This window comes from Njordella calcicola (assembly GCF_056494125.1).
The window spans coordinates 5473697-5489303 of record NZ_CM151396.1 but is presented as its reverse complement, the minus strand read 5'-3'; the positions used below and the strand labels follow the sequence as shown (position 1 = coordinate 5489303).

The 15607-nt window shown below is 52.0% G+C and carries 11 protein-coding genes; 5 read left to right on the top strand and 6 right to left on the bottom strand.

What is annotated here, in order from left to right; all coding sequences use genetic code 11:
* Positions 1-856: 856 nt before the first annotated feature.
* From SH302x_RS21205 to SH302x_RS21190, 4 genes are all read left to right on the top strand, one after another.
* Positions 857-1690, top strand: coding sequence for a hypothetical protein (locus SH302x_RS21205; protein WP_479364677.1), 834 nt, complete (start codon positions 857-859; stop codon positions 1688-1690).
* Positions 1691-1705: 15 nt separating this feature from the next.
* Complete coding sequence (locus SH302x_RS21200) at positions 1706-2419, top strand: hypothetical protein (protein ID WP_479364676.1); 714 nt, start codon at positions 1706-1708, stop codon at positions 2417-2419.
* Between the two features lie 229 nt (positions 2420-2648).
* Positions 2649-3758, top strand: a complete 1110-nt coding sequence (locus SH302x_RS21195; protein ID WP_479364675.1) for an aldose epimerase family protein — start codon at positions 2649-2651, stop codon at positions 3756-3758.
* 118 nt (positions 3759-3876) lie between these two features.
* A complete protein-coding gene (locus SH302x_RS21190) occupies positions 3877-5280 on the top strand; it encodes a Gfo/Idh/MocA family protein (protein ID WP_479364674.1) in 1404 nt (467 codons plus the stop codon).
* 89 nt (positions 5281-5369) lie between these two features.
* On the opposite strand, the gene SH302x_RS21185 is transcribed toward SH302x_RS21190, so the two are convergent.
* The 6 genes from SH302x_RS21185 to SH302x_RS21160 all read right to left on the bottom strand — a co-directional run bounded on the left by SH302x_RS21185 (position 5370) and on the right by SH302x_RS21160 (position 14033).
* On the bottom strand, positions 5370-6350 hold the full coding sequence (locus tag SH302x_RS21185) for a hypothetical protein (protein WP_479364672.1): 981 nt from the start codon (positions 6348-6350) through the stop codon (positions 5370-5372).
* A 231-nt stretch (positions 6351-6581) separates the two neighbouring features.
* Positions 6582-7739, bottom strand: a complete 1158-nt coding sequence (locus SH302x_RS21180) for a DUF1573 domain-containing protein (RefSeq protein ID WP_479364670.1) — start codon at positions 7737-7739, stop codon at positions 6582-6584.
* A 280-nt stretch (positions 7740-8019) separates the two neighbouring features.
* Positions 8020-9066 (bottom strand): ABC transporter permease, encoded by a 1047-nt coding sequence (locus SH302x_RS21175; protein WP_479364669.1) that lies wholly within the window; start codon positions 9064-9066, stop codon positions 8020-8022.
* Positions 9067-9068: 2 nt separating this feature from the next.
* Positions 9069-10040, bottom strand: coding sequence for an ABC transporter ATP-binding protein (locus SH302x_RS21170; RefSeq protein WP_479364667.1), 972 nt, complete (start codon positions 10038-10040; stop codon positions 9069-9071).
* A gap of 83 nt (positions 10041-10123) precedes the next feature.
* Positions 10124-11533 (bottom strand): DUF1501 domain-containing protein, encoded by a 1410-nt coding sequence (locus SH302x_RS21165; protein WP_479364666.1) that lies wholly within the window; start codon positions 11531-11533, stop codon positions 10124-10126.
* Between the two features lie 25 nt (positions 11534-11558).
* On the bottom strand, positions 11559-14033 hold the full coding sequence (locus SH302x_RS21160) for a PSD1 and planctomycete cytochrome C domain-containing protein (RefSeq protein ID WP_479364664.1): 2475 nt from the start codon (positions 14031-14033) through the stop codon (positions 11559-11561).
* Between the two features lie 385 nt (positions 14034-14418).
* On the opposite strand from SH302x_RS21160, the gene SH302x_RS21155 reads away from it, so the two are divergent.
* Positions 14419-15105 (top strand): HD domain-containing protein, encoded by a 687-nt coding sequence (locus SH302x_RS21155; RefSeq protein ID WP_479364663.1) that lies wholly within the window; start codon positions 14419-14421, stop codon positions 15103-15105.
* Positions 15106-15607: the final 502 nt, after the last annotated feature.

The window sequence follows — 15607 nt, the reverse complement described above, 5'->3', positions numbered from 1 at the left end:
GTCCGAAATTCCTTGGCAGTTTGTCATAATCCCAGAAAATTCTGTAAGGTCCGGTAGTTGAGCCTAACTACTGATATACTGTACTGTTCAAGCACTATGAATGGGAGGTTGTATGGACAATTTTTACACTCATTGCTCGTGGCTGTGCGACCAACTACTACTCCAGGCAAAACGATATTCACAACGGTATCGTCAGTTGCATGAACAACCGGAGGATGCGGTACAGGACACAATCGTGCTGCTACTGCGAAGTTTTCGGCGAGGCAAGTACCCTGATTTGGACACGCTTTTGCTACAAAAACTGTCCGTTCACATCCTTCGCACTCACTACCTGGGTTTGCTTCGGAAGGCTCGACAGAAAAGCCTCAGGAGAACCGTATCGTTGGAATGGACCGAGCATGAACAAAACCTCGTTCTCAGTTGCTTTTGGTGCGAGGATTCAACTCAACAGGCCGAGCTAACCGAGCTATTGCAGCAATTCCAGAGGAAACTAGCAGACGACGTGGATCGAAAGATCTGGAAATTGTTGCTGGAACAGACTCCCCAAACGGAAATGCGATCCAAGCTACCAATTTCCGAGGCTACCCTGCGTCGCAAAATTCGTAAGTTAAGAACGATGTACCTCGAATGGCACAACCAGCATTCCCCACCCCGACGACCCGGGATAGCTTTCGCGCCTAGATCAACAAGCTCCACGGTGCAAAAAACGTATGCTGTATAGCGTCGACTTTTACAGAATTTTCCTGAAATGCTATTCGGCGTAAATATAATTTTATGAACTTCTTCCTAGCCGAAGCTGCCTTGTCGTTGTTGCCACCACCTCCCGCTCTCGTCCAACTGGCTACAGCCAACCATCATGCTCAGTACATTCAAACATTTTGACGCGCTTTTGCGCGGCGACTTTGGTTACGGCAACAACGCCGCTGTAGTTCGGTTTCCAATCATTCGAATCATACTGCTGTCTATTGTGATGGCGATGATCTTTGGCGCAAGTATTGGATCATTCACCGCTGTCAGTGCATCGAACTCTCGCGATGGTTTAATGCAGTTGTTGGCGTCCACCGTCAAGGCGCCGCTGCTATTCTACCTAACATTGATCGTGACGTTTCCATCGCTTTATGTTTTCAATGCGCTGATTGGTTCGCGATTGAATGTCGCGGCAGCCTTTGGTCTGCTGATTGCAGCAATCACGGTGATGGTGACAATTCTGGCATCGCTGGGGCCGATCATTGTATTTTTTGCTTTCAGCACCCCTGGCGGACTGACCGGCTATCGTTTCATCCTCATGCTGGTGGTGGTGCTGAGCGCCGGAGCCGGTTTCTTGGGCTTGAACTATCTGCTGCGCATGTTGAAGCGATACGCGACAGTCGCCACCGATGCTCCAACTACGCATGCTGAACAACCTGCTGTGTCCGTGATCGATACCGCCTTGGCCCAGCGCAGTGATGCAGGCGTTGAACCCGTTGCTGGTTCAACCGGCGGTGATCATGTTCATCCCCAGCCAACCTCTGCCGCGTCGATCTTTCGCGTCTGGGTATTGGTGTTCTCTGTAGTTGGGGCACAGATGAGTTGGGTTTTAAGGCCCTTTGTCGGTTCGCCAGATCGACCGTTCAGTTGGTTCCGCGAACGTGAAGGAAACTTTTTTCAGACTGTCTTCCAATTGATGTGGCAATTGATCTTCGGAGGCTAAAGCGATCCGATGGCCGTGACCATACCTACAGGGAAACTTAAATCGAGTATCGTGAGTCGCGGGTATCATCTGCTGGATGATATCTTACGCGGACATGTTGAAAACTGGCGTGTTGCGAACAAGCGATTTGTGATTGGCAGGATCCTGGCCACCATCTTGCTTTGTGGCGGTTTATATGGGGCAGCGATGGGATCTTTTGCTCCCACATTGGCTGAGACTCGAAGTTTGCAAATGTTGTACTCCGCCATCAAGGTGCCCATGCTGCTGCTGGTCACGTTCGCGCTAAGTCTACCAAGCTTTTATGTTGCGAATTCGATGTTGGGTTTGCATGCTGGATTTGGCCAAGCGGTTCGCGCTCTGATGACCACTCAAGCGGCTTTGACCATAGTGCTCGCCGCTTTGGCCCCATTCACTATTTTTGTTTACGCCTGCGGATGCAGTTATGATCAAGCGCTGGCTTTTAATGCCGGAATGTTTGGGTTATCTAGCGTGTCGGTGCAAGTCCTATTGCGTCGGCTGTATCGGCCGTTGATCCTGCAGGATGCTCGTCACCGCTGGATGGTGTTCACTTGGATAATCATTTACAGTTTCGTGGGCATCCAGATGGGTTGGGTTCTGCGGCCTTTCATTGGTTCGTTGGACCAGAGTACCACTTTCTTTCGTGACGGCGCTTGGGGAAATGCATACTTGGTCGTCTTCGATTTGATGTATCGCTTGCTGGAACGTTAGATTCTACAGGTCGGAAAACGCTTGCCTTCAAATTATTGGCGGGTTTCTGCTAAGCTTCCCTTTTGGGGGCTGGGCAATGCATACCCGCATCCCGATTTTCACGTTTTGTGCTATGATACCATCCCGGCAGCGCCCGCTGTCGTTCAATGGATTGCTGTCTACTGTTCCTTGCATGACGCTGCTGATCGGACAGGAAAATACCTCAAAAGTGTCTCAGTTTCGACAAACCATGAAAAAACTATTACTTCTCACTAGCCTAGTTGCGAGCCTAATTATGAATGTATCTGCGAAAGCGGAGATTACCGAAAGCGAATTCAATAACATCAAATTGTATACGTTGAAAAACAGTCAAGGAATGGTCGTTAGAGTGACCAACTATGGCGCGATCATCACGTCGATTTTAGTACCAGATAAATCGGGCAAACTCGCAGATGTGGCGCTGGGTTACAATCATCTGGAAAGCTACATCAATGCCGTCGACCGACCTTACTTCGGAGCCGTTGTTGGTCGTTATGGCAATCGCATAGCCAAAGGCATGTTTACCATCGATGGAAAGACCTATGAGCTGGCCATCAACAACAAACCCAACTCCCTGCACGGGGGTATCATCGGTTTTGACAAAGTGGTTTGGGATGCGACACTCGATCATGCAAATAATGCGATCGCACTTGAGTATGCGTCGAAGGACATGGAGGAAGGCTACCCCGGCAACCTCAACGTGACCGTCACTTACCGATTGACCAATGACAACGAAATTGAGATCACATACGACGCGACAACTGATAAAGCGACTCCCGTGAACCTCACGCAGCACACGTACTTCAACCTTAAAGGCGAGGGCAATGGCACGATTCTGGATCATGAATTGATGATCAACGCGGACCAGTTCACGCCCGTCGACGAGACCTTGATACCTACCGGCAAGCTGGCTGATGTGGCTGGAACGCCCTTTGATTTCCGCCAGTCCAAACCGATCGGTCGCGATATCAGTGTGGAAGACCAGCAGTTGACCTTTGGTGGCGGATTCGATCACAACTGGGTGTTGAAGAAAGCGGCTCAAGATGGCCAAATGCAATTGGCTGCCCAAGCGTATGAACCAACTTCAGGGCGAGTGCTAACGGTCACCACCACCGAGCCGGGAGTGCAGTTTTATTGCGGCAATTTTCTGGATGGCCGACTGACCGGTAAATCTGGCAAGTCCTATGTCAAGCGAGGCGGATTTTGCTTGGAGACTCAGCATTTCCCTGACAGTCCAAACCAACCTAGCTTCCCCAATACGATTCTCCAGCCCGGCGAAAAGTATCATACGAAGACGACATTCGCATTCACAACTCGCTAAAGTTCTTGTTGCGAAATGCTTGGCAGGCAAACGCGCTTGGTTGCGTTTGCCTGCCAATTTCTTGCTATACTGAACGCTATTCCCACCTCCATGCGTTCTCCCCCAAGGAACAGCCCCCATGCGCAAGCCCCTTGCCTCGCGTCGATCGTTTCTCAAAGCAGCCGCAGGTACTACTGCTTTCACCATTGTCGCCCCGCATGTCCTGGGCGGTGCGAAATTCGTTGCCCCCAGCGATCGCGTGAATGTCGCGTTGGTTGGAGCAGGCGGTCGAGGGCTGCAGAATGCTCGCGACTTGATGGCTCTATCGGATGTTCGGATCACAACCATCGTCGATCCCGCCGAGCGTTGGGATCTTGGCAAGTTTTACTACAAAGGCGTCGCTGGTCGCTTGCCAGCAGCGGCCGAAATCGAAAAGCATTATCAGGCACAAGACAGTACGTTTCGATGCACTCAGTACGAAGACTTCCGCGAAATGCTTGATCAAGCGACCGATGTGGACGCGATCTTGTGTGCCACGCCGGATCATCTTCATGCGACGATCTCAGTCGCCGCGATGAGAGCCGGCAAGCACGTCTATTGCGAGAAGCCTTTGACGCACAACATCGCGGGAGCTAGGTTGGTTTCCAAGGTCGCGACCGAGACGGGTGTGGCAACGCAGATGGGCAATCAAGGCCATTCCACCGATGGCATTCGCGAAACGTGTGAGCATCTGCAGCAAGGCTCCATCGGCGATATCACGAAGGTTCATTCTTGGGTGCCTGCCCTGCGTTGGAATCCGCAATATGCTAGTCCTCCTTCGGAATCGCAAGCGGTCCCCAAAGGCCTGAACTGGGACTTATGGTGTGGGCCACGCCAGCCGCCGTCCTTCCACGAAGCGTATGCTCCGGTAGCTTGGCGAGATTTTTGGATGTTTGGTTGCGGCGCACTGGGAGACTTTGGTTGTCATGATCTCGATTCGGCAGTGTGGGGCCTGGACTTATCTGCGCCGAGCGAAGTAGAGTTCTTTGCGGCTGGCAAAGTCGATGCCAATACCGCTCCCTATGGTGAGGTCGGCTACTATCGCTTTCCTCGTGCCGACAAACCTGATCTGCTGATTCATTGGTACAGCGGCGGACTGCGGCCGCAGCGACCGGAACTGCTCCCTGCTGGAGTCGCATTGCCCTCGCGAGGAGTTCTGTTTGAAGGCACCAGCGGGATCATGGTCTGTGGTGGCGCCGGTGGCAAACCAGCGATCTATCCAGAAGCTCACGCGGCGTCGGTTGCTGAACCCAAGCAAACGATCGTTCGGTCGAAAGGTCATCATCGTGATTGGATCGATGCGATTAAAGGCGGTCCAGCAGCCAGTTCGGATTTTCAGTACGGAGCGAAACTGACCGAGATCACTTTGATCGGTTTGTTATCGCTGCGAAGTGGCAAGCCCATTCAATGGGATGCCGAAAAGATGACTGCTGTCGGAGGTAACGAGCGGTTGCAACAGATTATTCAAGGCGATTACCGAGACGGCTGGAAACTGTTCGGGTAGGAACTGCTAAATCCGCCTACTGCATCCTGGGATCGATTCAACGAGTCGATTCACTAGGTCCGAAAAGCTGACTTCCGGATAATAGGCTGTCATTCCTTTGGGCTTTCTAATAGTTTTTCCACTGCCTTTTCATTATTGAGCAACTTGAACGGATCCGGAAACTCGAAGTCATCATTGTTGACCTGCAACCACTCATAGTCAATCGTTTTAGTTATTTGAACCAATGCCCCGTCCGACATGTCGGGGTAAGCTTGAGCAAGCGTAGATTCGAGGATTACGTTTGTAAGCAACGAAAGACCTTTACTCGACTTGTATGAGAACGTTCTGCGAGTGACTAATCGATAGTCCCCCTCGCCAAATGCTTCATATGACAACGCTTCTGAAATCGTCTGTGTTGCTAGATTCAGGACCAGCACAGTACGTGAGTGAGCTTCGATAGTAGAATTATTGTTTGCGGCAGTAATTTTCTGAGATCGATCCGCACTCAAATGCACTTCCGTACCAACCTTCTTGTAGACTTGCCATTCACCCAAGGACGCCCGATAAACCTCGGCGTTATCTCCAATTTTGCTAGAGTACATTCGTGGAGCCTCTCCTCCAAAGCCGCTATATCCGAGCAAAGGTATTTCAGATTCACGCATCAACCGGTCGAAACTCTCGATCGCACTGGGTGGTGAGGAAAAGTATTGGTTATAGCCCTTTCCGGAATCAAAGAACTGAAGTCTAGATTTCCATTGCGGTTGGGTCGTTAGTTGACTGGCTGGAGCAATGCGACGAGAAGGTGGAGCTTCGAGGTACAACACACGTTGCGCATCTAGGTCTAACACAACACGTTTCACCGTCGTCTCCTCGGTTTCAGGAAAAACGGATGAATGCCTCGCGTCTTTAGCTTTTGAAAGCATCCAAGATTTAATCACAACATCGTATCTTCGAATAGCTTCCGCTTGATCAACCAACGCTTTGATGTAGTGCGCACCATCTGCTTTTTCTTCCGCCAGCCCCACTGAACTCTGGATGAAAACTGAGAGACCAAGAACAGATAATATTGCTCGTGCCTTACATGAATACATTTCTTGTCCTTTCTCTATAAAATCCGTGACTGATGGCCAGCGAACTTTCAGCCATCGAATAAATTGGGGGGGCAGCAAAATCAGAAGCTAATACGCGACAACGCCTCGCGCAGCGCTGATAAGGCAGTCTGAGTTCAAGTAGATCAATGGCTGTTGTATTCACGGCAACCAATATGTTGAACTGGCGATCAACCTGATTACGTTATCCACCTCCCAAAACCGAAAACGAAACTAGAAATCAAGCTCGGTTGCCAGCTCCCCGCTGGCCAACCCCGCCGACACACGCCATGTAATACGCGGAGCACTTTCAGACTTTGCATCCGCCTTTCGTCGCTGCACCATACGGTCCAGCAATTCTTCCGTAAACGTCGCCTGCACGCGATAAACACCAACGGTCAGCTTCTCAACGCTCAAACGCAATGCGCTATTGGGCAGGCCGTCAACTTCTGCTGATACAGCAGGCTCCTGAAAGTCGTTCCCCTTGGCCACCGAATTGCGAATGCGCAGAAAGCCGACCACATCCCCACCTTTCGACTCGGCACTGCGTCGCAAATGCAACACCAATGGAGATATCTCTAACAAACCTGGATTCACCAAACGTAAGCTGTAGCTAGACGCTGCCTTAACGTCACCGTTCAAACTCAATTCCAAAACGCCAGCAACAGCCCCAGGTGGGACGTCTGTTATTGCAAATTCACCTTGAACCGCATATGCGCCCGGTTCGCCTAGCGGCCCCTTAGGGGATGTTTCAATGACTTTCCATTTTGCAAACTGCAACTCAGAAGAAGTCGTCACTCGCAACTGATCCAGCCTGACATCCTCGGATTTATTGAATAGTATCAGGACCTGCTGCCTCTCCTGAACACCTTTCAAGCCACTCTCTTCAAAAGCATGCTGCACATATTGCACTCCGCTATCTTCTCGAAATGCCACCAAAGACTTCATGCCAGCCTGAAATCGCACGAGCACATACTCAACGATGCCCTTGGCCTGAATCTCAACCTCAAAAAACTGGCGCAGATAGAGAGCCCGATGGGGAAATCGAAGTGTGACGTCCAGGATCAAATCCTCGCCTTCAGCAACTGTAGTTTTAGAGAGCGTGGCTTTCGTACACGAACACTTTGGGTGCAGGGTCAGATTGGAGAGAGTACTACCTGACCGATTAGTGATCACCGCTGAGATTTTGACCGATTGCCCGGCCTCGTACTCGCCAATCTCTATCGGTACTTGCACGACGGGAGATTCCCCCTGCAATCGAATCTCGGAGCGAACTAATTTGCTTTCGAGTTCAGCTTGCAGATTGGCTTCCTGCCCATGGCTGAAGCTGGCCAGAAAAAGCCAAGCGAGACATGCCCACACAATACCAAGACGACCTACAATCTTAGCCATCGACTTCCTCATTCCCCCGCGTAAGAAATGCTCTCAGTATGTCACCGCTGGCATTGTATTTGTATTAAAGAAAAGATGCTAGGCAATCGCTATGCTGAATTTCTGCAAGAAATGTAGCAAAATTTTGTTGACATTCTTCGTACCGCTGCGCGGGCTGTACAAAGTTGACTGCAAGTCGCCTTCATACCGCCACTAGCCGGCGCGAGACCGATTGTTTTTGAGCCCTCACCTGACAACCGCGGCTATCGCCCAGCGGGCCATTGGCTCGTACTTTTGCGGTTTACTGCCATCGGAAAATTTTGGTGGCAACTAGCAAACAACCGATAGCCCAAGCCATCAAGATGGCAATTGGCTGCCATAGATAGACGATCGATGTCCCATCTAACATAATCGCTCGCAGACTGTCGACCAACGCGACAATCGGCAAGCACTTTAAGATCGGTTGAATCAATTCAGGGAATCGCTCATTGCTGAAAAAGATGCCGCCTAAAATCCACATGGGCACCATGACCAGATTCATCAAGCCACTGATCGCTTCGATCGTTTGCACGCGTGATGCGATGAGTAGCCCAATCGCCACAAATGTAATGCCACCCAAAAATAACATCACCGCCAAATCAAGTAAGCTGCCAGCACACTGCACATCAAATACAAAGTAACTGAAGAAGACCAAAGCAGTTAATTCGCAAGTTGCAAAGATCATTCGCACGATCATGAGGCTGGCCATGAAATGAAACTTGGACATCGGCGTCGCTAACAAACGCTTCAGTAACTTGCGCACTCGCATATCCACGATCGCAAACCCAACTCCCCACAAGCCGCCGCCCATCAAGTTCATCGCCATCATGCCCGGCACTAAGAAATCGATGTAGCGCGAACCACGGGCTTCTAACTGTTGGACCTCAATTTGTGCTGAAATTGTCGATTGATCTGCACGCATGCGAGACTCGATGACCCATCTTGCCGTTCGGCTTTCGGGGCGACTGGGCTCGGTCCAAATCTTCAAATCATCACTGGAAACGCTGGTTTCAATCACGGCGTTGATGCGTCCTGACTGCAAACGCTTTTGCCATCCGTCATCATCACTGCGGTTGACGATCAACTCGCTAGCATCGCTTTGCAGTTTAGCGATCACCTCCGACGCCCTGGGGCCGCGGACTTCGACCTGCAGCGGTTCCGGCGTAGTGTTGCGAAACGCAAAGCCTAGTGCCAGCAGCATGACCAATGGAAAACCATAAGTCCAAAAGAGCGCCTCGGGCCTTCGCCAAAACTCGTTTAAACGCCACGAGCACAACTGGATCAGCGGATGACTATATTTTCCGGACATTTTTAATTGGCACCGATCGCTTCCGTGGGCAGTTTACCGTCACGCAGATGTCGCCCAGTCAGCGCGATGAAGACATCTTCCAGCGTGGCTTGACGCGTGGTCAGATCGCTCAGTTCGACGCCCGCTTGTTCACACCAGGCAAATAATGCCGCGATAGCGACATGCGGCTGATGGACTGTGATTAAAAAGCCGTTATCGGTCGCGCGAGCTTGATCGACACTCGGTAACGATTGAAAGTCTGCAAGGGATAGCGAGGGCAATTCGTTTGCTAATCGAAATTCGACCACATGCTCGCCTCCATACTGACGAATCAGTTCTGCAGGTTGCCCCATCGCGATGATTTTGCCTTGGTCGACAACCGCCACACGGTCGCAAAGCCGCTGAGCTTCATCCATATAATGCGTTGTTAAAAAAACGGTTCGTCCCAGCGACTGATACTTGCGAATGACGTCCCACAATTGTCGACGCGATTGGGGGTCGAGCCCTGTAGTCGGTTCGTCTAAGAATAAAATATCAGGCTGGCCGACGATTGCAGTTGCCACGGCCAATCGTTGTTTCTGGCCGCCAGAGAGCTTGTCAAAGTACGCGTCCGATTTTTCATTCAGTGAAACTAGGGCAAGTGCTTCTTCGGGTTGCATGCCGCGTGAATGAAAGCTGCGAAAAAGTTGGACCGCTTCGATCACCTTCATGCGATCGGAGAGCCGCGTTTCCTGTAACGAGATCCCGATCCGATCACGGATTTCTCGATCGTGGCGTCCCCAGTGCAGATCTAAGATGCGAATTTCGCCGGAAGTTGGCTGGTGCATACCTTCCAGCATTTCCATCGTCGTTGTTTTTCCGGCACCGTTAGGACCCAGCAGACCAAAGCATTCGCCACGAGGGATTGCCAGCGAGATGCCCCGCACTGCTTCGACGGGTACTTTGCCTGGATACGTTTTGACTAGATTGCTTGCGAAGATTGCGTACTCAGACATGGGTGTTTCAACGGCGCCTTCCAAGGCAGATATGAGAGCGACCAATAGCTAAATTAGCTAATTCAAGCTTGGCATGTTACCAGCTAGCTCATGATCTTATCATAGACATGGCCTTCGTTCTCATCGATACGTTCAGGACGTCCCTTGTGAAGATAAATTAACTTGCGGTGGTCGACGCCCAGCAAGTAGAGGATTGTGGAGTGAATGTCGTGTACATGCAAGCGGTCTTCGACGGCGTGCAATCCAATTTCATCAGTTGTGCCGTAAGTTTGACCGCCTTTGACACCGCCACCAGCCATCCACATCGTAAAGCCCGTCGAATTGTGGTCGCGTCCGTCCCCTTTTTCGCTCATCGGCGTTCTGCCAAATTCGCCCCCCCAGACGACCAAGGTTTGGTCGAGCAGTCCGCGTTGCTTTAGATCGGCCAACAAACCAGCCACCGGTAGATCCATCTCTTTACACATCTTTGTATGGTTCGCTTCGATACCGCTGTGAGCGTCCCACTTGCTGCCCGCGCCATGATAGCACTGGATGAAGCGCACGCCGCGCTCGACCAGTCGCCGAGCCATCAAGCAGTTTCTGCCAAAGGCGGCCGTCGACTTGTTGTCGATGCCATAAAGAGCGAGCGTTTCGGCCGTCTCTTGCGACAGATCGATCGCTTCGGGAGCGTGCTTCTGCATGTCAAAGGCAAGTTCGTAGGATCGAATACGAGCTTCCAACTCAGAAGATTCCGCTCGCGCTGCAGCATGTCGCCGATTGACATTGGCCAAGTAATCCAGAGCGAACTTTTGTTCGACTTGTGTGAGATGTTTGGGACGCTCGAGATTTCGAAACGGTTCCCCTTCGACTTGCAACGCGGTCCCTTGATAGACCGAAGGCATGAAGCCTGCACTCCAATTTCGAGCTCCGTTGGTTACTAGCGCCTTGTTGTCTTGCATCACTACATACGCAGGAAGATTGCTGTTCTCGGAACCCAGTCCATAGGTCACCCAACTGCCCAGAGAAGGCCGACCTGCGAATTGGCTTCCAGTATTCATCTGGCACACTCCGCCGCTATGATTGATGCCGTTGGTCCAGCAAGATCGAATCACTGCGAGGTCATCTGCATGTTGCGCTGTATGTGGCAGCCAGTCAGATACCCACAAGCCGCTTTGTCCATGCTGTTTCCATTTGCGCTGGGAAGCCAAAATCGGCGAATCAAATTCACCCATCGCCGTGATGACTCGCTTAAAACTGGAGGGAACCGATTTTCCTGCCAGTTGCTCTAGCGCAGGTTTGGGATCGAACGTATCGATGTGACTTGGCCCGCCCTCCATGAACAAAAAGATAACCGACTTTGCAGTGCCCCCACGCTTGGTCAACCTTGCTGAAGCTGGATTGGGTATGTCATCAGCATGACTTCGCGCGCCCAGAAGGCCCGAGAGCGCGATCGCCCCGAATCCTCCGCCAGCATGCAGCAACATCTCGCGACGCGAAAAATAGGGTGAACTCATCGGTGGCTTCATTATCGGAAAACGACTAGTCAACATAGATCATCTCGCTGGCATTGAGCAGCACGTGGGTATAGGCGGTTCGAGCTTTGACAGCAGGCGTCAGCAGGGCATCCTCGGACTCCGCATCGCTTGCTGGATCGGGCGTATCACCCGAAGCTAAATTGCCTGCGCCGCTGTTGGATTGCTGTTCGACCAAGATCGCGTAGTCATACAAGAATTGGACCGCCTCTTGCCGTTCGAGCTCAGTTGGCATGCGCGCAAAGAGCGTTTGATAAAGCTCTGTCACAAAGGCGTCCTGATCCAACGCTTGAAAACGGCTGGCGACTTTTTGCGAGCGTTGGACCGTCCAAGCGCTGTTGAGCATCAGCAACGCTTGGGTAGCAGTGGTCGTTCGATGGCGTTCGCTGATACTTCGAATTCGATCGGGTCCGTCAAAGCTGGCCAAAAGTGGTTGCGGCGAGTTGCGCATCACCGATTGGTAGATCGCTCGGCCTTCAGGTCCTAACTCTTCACTTGCAACCAACAGCGAGTCCATGATCTCCTCGCCGTCCAGTCGTCGCATATTCATTCGCCACAGAAGTCGGTTGGCAGGATCGATCAGGCGAGTCGCTTCGTCTGCAGAGCGGAGCGAAGTTTGTCGGTAGGTCGCCGACGTTACGATACGACGATGCAAGGCCTTCAGACTCCAGCCGTCTTCGATGAACCGGCTGGCTAGCCAATCCAGCAACTCTGGATGCGAAGGCGGTGTTCCCAAGCGACCAAAATCGCTGCTGCTGGCAACTAATCCAACGCCGAAATGCTGTTGCCAGACACGATTGACAATCACTCTAGCAGTCAGTGGATTGTCTGGACTGGTCATCCACTTAGCCAACGTGCTACGGCGACCAGTAGTATTCAACGCGGGGGGCATCGGTTCAATATTTGCCGGTTCTTCGCCCAGGATCGTCAGGAAGCCAGGCTCAATCGCGGGCCGCGAGGCGTCGCGATCGATGAAGGTTGGTGGAGCGTCGGGACCGACATCGGTCGCTACAAAGACTTGCGTTGGCAGTGCCGCTGGCTTCAGGTGTTCCAAGGCAGCCAGTTCCGCATGCAAGCTCTGGCGTTGCAGTTCAGCTTCTGGTGCCAGCCAAGTGGGAAGTTTATCGGGATGGACGTCGAATTGTCGCTGGGCAAGGGCCGCGATTTGACGCTCATACATGTCGCGTTCCTCAGGAAACTTGACCACCATCTGTTTGATCTCATCGATAAACTTGTCAAAGCCTTCGCGAGTTGCATGAGCCAGCAGGGTTGGATTCTCTAACTCGTAAAGCTGCTTTCGAATCGAATAAGTGGCTTGGGCCCAAACCTGCCATTGTTCGTTGTAAGCGAGCCGTGCATCAAGATCAGCGACTGGTAAGTCCTCACGCGGCATCAACGCAGCAAAGAACGCTTTGAGTCGATAAAAATCTTTTTGTAATAACGGATCGTACTTGTGGTCGTGGCAGCGTGCACACTTCAAACCTTGAGCAAGGAACACATCGGCCGTAGTCTCTGTGACATCGTTTAGGATTTCATGCCACTGCTGCTCGACATCGCGTTGGTTATGTTCGTAAATCCAGTGTCGTAGATACATCGTCGCAATGACGGCGTCTTGGTCACCTGGAAACAATTCATCCCCGGCCAGTTGTTGTTGAACGAACCGATCGTAAGGTAAGTCGGCATTCATCGCGCGGATGACATAGTCACGATATTGCTTTGCATGCGGTCTTTCTGCATCCGCACGATAGCCGTCGGAGTCTGCGTAACGTACCAAGTCCAGCCAGTACCGAGCTTGTTGTTCGCCATAGGCATTGTCGGCGAGCAACTCATCGACCAGAGCGCCGTAGAACTCCTGGCCGGTAGCGAGCCGAGCAAGCTTATTAGGCTCAGGCGGCAGGCCTGTCAAACCGTACGTTAGACGTCTCAGCAGAACTTGCCCAGGCGCTTCAGCCGACGGGGTTAGGCCATGCTGAGAAAGCTTCTGATAGATGAAGCGGTCGATTTCGTTTCGGCACCAGCCATTATCTTGCACGATAGGCACCGCTGGATCTGTGATCGGCTGATAGCACCACCAACCACGATCCTCATCATCGATCACTGGTTTAGGATGCAAGACAGTCTGGCTGGGCCAAGGCGCGCCAGCGGCAAGCCAAGCTTCAATACCCGCAATCGTGGCATCGTCAAGTTTGCCGTCGGGCGGCATCTCCAACGATTCATGGCGAATCGCCGATAGAAGCAAACTTTCTGCGCCGACTTCCATGCTGATCGCAGGCCCCGAATCACCGCCAGTTAGGATTGATTCTATGGCCGCCAACGAAAGGCCACCTTCTTGCTTTTCTTCCCCATGACACTGGATACACCGATTGATGAGGGTTGGACGGACATAGATTTCGAATAAGTCGGAATCGCTTTGTACTAATTCTTGAGCGTACGATGGAATCGCAATACAAGCCGCGACGATGGCACTAAAGAGGTACTTCATAATGAGCGATTGATATTGGAGGGAGGGGCATCAACGCAGCCAACATGCATAGGCGGGGAGCCTCTATTATAACGAAAGACCTGCTGCGTTGTGAACAGTCGCCACTGAAACACCTTGAATTCTTTCCCTTCGGGCTCGAAGGCACGCTAGTGGTGCGGAGCGATTGGCTGGAACTCTTGAAAATACCAAGGCAAATGCGGGGATAATTGGCAGCCAGTCGCACGATGGCCAGTTTGCCTCGATCGCTTATACTGCTAGTGAGCGACGTACGATCAGTCCCAAGGGGGCGTTGAGCTCGCACTTGGTTCTGCGGCGACTGGGACAGCTAGGCACCTGCAGTTTCCTCCTTGTAAATTTAGAAAATGGAAAGTGATATTCGCCGATCATGGATGCATGGGAAGTTTGGAAGCAGCAGTGGAACGAGCCAATTTCCATCATCGTATCGGAATTGATGGCCAAGGCAGATTCGGGGCATGATGTTTCACACGTTCGTCGTGTTCTGATGAATGTCGAGCTCATTGGACGCAGCGAAAACGTTAATCCAGACGTGATCTTACCTGCAGCCTGGTTTCATGATTGTGTGTGTGTCCCCAAAAATTCGCCACAGCGACCGCAGGCTTCTTTGCTTGCCGCTACGCAAGCCATCAAGTGCCTGCAAGACATCGGGTATTCGCAAACACACTTCCCCGATATTGAGCACGCTATTGCTGCCCACAGCTTCTCGGCAGGGATCGCTGCTGAGACCATTGAAGCCAAGGTACTGCAAGATGCGGATCGCTTAGAAGCAGTGGGTGCCATCGGATTATCGCGCTGCTTAATGACTGGCGGCGCGATGGGACAGAAGCTTCTCCATGATGAGGAACCGTTTCCGCTTCATCGGGCTGCTATGGATTCGCAGTACACCATTGACCACTTTTTCGTAAAGCTATTGCGATTGAAAGATACGATGCAAACCAATGCTGGCCGGTTGGAGTCGGAAAAGCGAACCGAATTTCTCGTGCTGTACCTCGAGCAGTTAGCCCGCGAGCTGAATGAGGATACGAGGCTATTATTGGAGCGACGGATTTGCTAGAAGCAGGGAGATCCACCGGCCGAGCGGGCTGTTGATTTCGTGATTGTCGCCTTTCGCTCCGCGAAAGCAGCGTCTGTTCTCGCTACTTTTGCGGTTCTGGGCCTTGTGCCCAGACTTCGAAATAAGATTGGTGAGCTAAAGCAATCCTGACGTGCGAGCATGTCCGATCGGGGCTTGCCCCCGTCGGCGACCGCTTTGGTGTTCTAGACAGCTATTGCGACACGTTGGGGCAAGCCCAACGGTCGCTCAGAACTCGCGATCTCCGAACGTTGTGCCTTGGTCTTCTGTCTTTCTAATGCTCCCGGCTTGACCGGGAGATTGTTACGTTTCTCGCTACATCCCTACGAACAAACGACCCCTCTACCACTAATGCTCCTGGCTTGCCCAGGAGATCCTTCCGTTTCTTGCTAGAGGGCGCTGCGGCAAAGCAAGAAGCCGAACGATCCACCGGACGAGCCGGTGGGATTCCCGTTATGGCGGACTCTTTGGTGTAGCGAGAAAC

What these genes read in the sequence shown, in the direction of transcription:
- SH302x_RS21170 (WP_479364667.1), bottom strand. Translation starts at nt 10,040, where the DNA reads ATGTCTGAGTACGCAATCTTCGCAAGCAATCTAGTCAAAACGTATCCA.
- SH302x_RS21165 (WP_479364666.1), bottom strand. Translation starts at nt 11,533, where the DNA reads ATGAGTTCACCCTATTTTTCGCGTCGCGAGATGTTGCTGCATGCTGGC.
- SH302x_RS21180 (WP_479364670.1), bottom strand. Translation starts at nt 7,739, where the DNA reads ATGGCTAAGATTGTAGGTCGTCTTGGTATTGTGTGGGCATGTCTCGCT.
- SH302x_RS21190 (WP_479364674.1), top strand. Translation starts at nt 3,877, where the DNA reads ATGCGCAAGCCCCTTGCCTCGCGTCGATCGTTTCTCAAAGCAGCCGCA.
- SH302x_RS21185 (WP_479364672.1), bottom strand. Translation starts at nt 6,350, where the DNA reads ATGTATTCATGTAAGGCACGAGCAATATTATCTGTTCTTGGTCTCTCA.
- SH302x_RS21205 (WP_479364677.1), top strand. Translation starts at nt 857, where the DNA reads ATGCTCAGTACATTCAAACATTTTGACGCGCTTTTGCGCGGCGACTTT.
- SH302x_RS21195 (WP_479364675.1), top strand. Translation starts at nt 2,649, where the DNA reads ATGAAAAAACTATTACTTCTCACTAGCCTAGTTGCGAGCCTAATTATG.
- SH302x_RS21175 (WP_479364669.1), bottom strand. Translation starts at nt 9,066, where the DNA reads ATGTCCGGAAAATATAGTCATCCGCTGATCCAGTTGTGCTCGTGGCGT.
- SH302x_RS21155 (WP_479364663.1), top strand. Translation starts at nt 14,419, where the DNA reads ATGGATGCATGGGAAGTTTGGAAGCAGCAGTGGAACGAGCCAATTTCC.
- SH302x_RS21160 (WP_479364664.1), bottom strand. Translation starts at nt 14,033, where the DNA reads ATGAAGTACCTCTTTAGTGCCATCGTCGCGGCTTGTATTGCGATTCCA.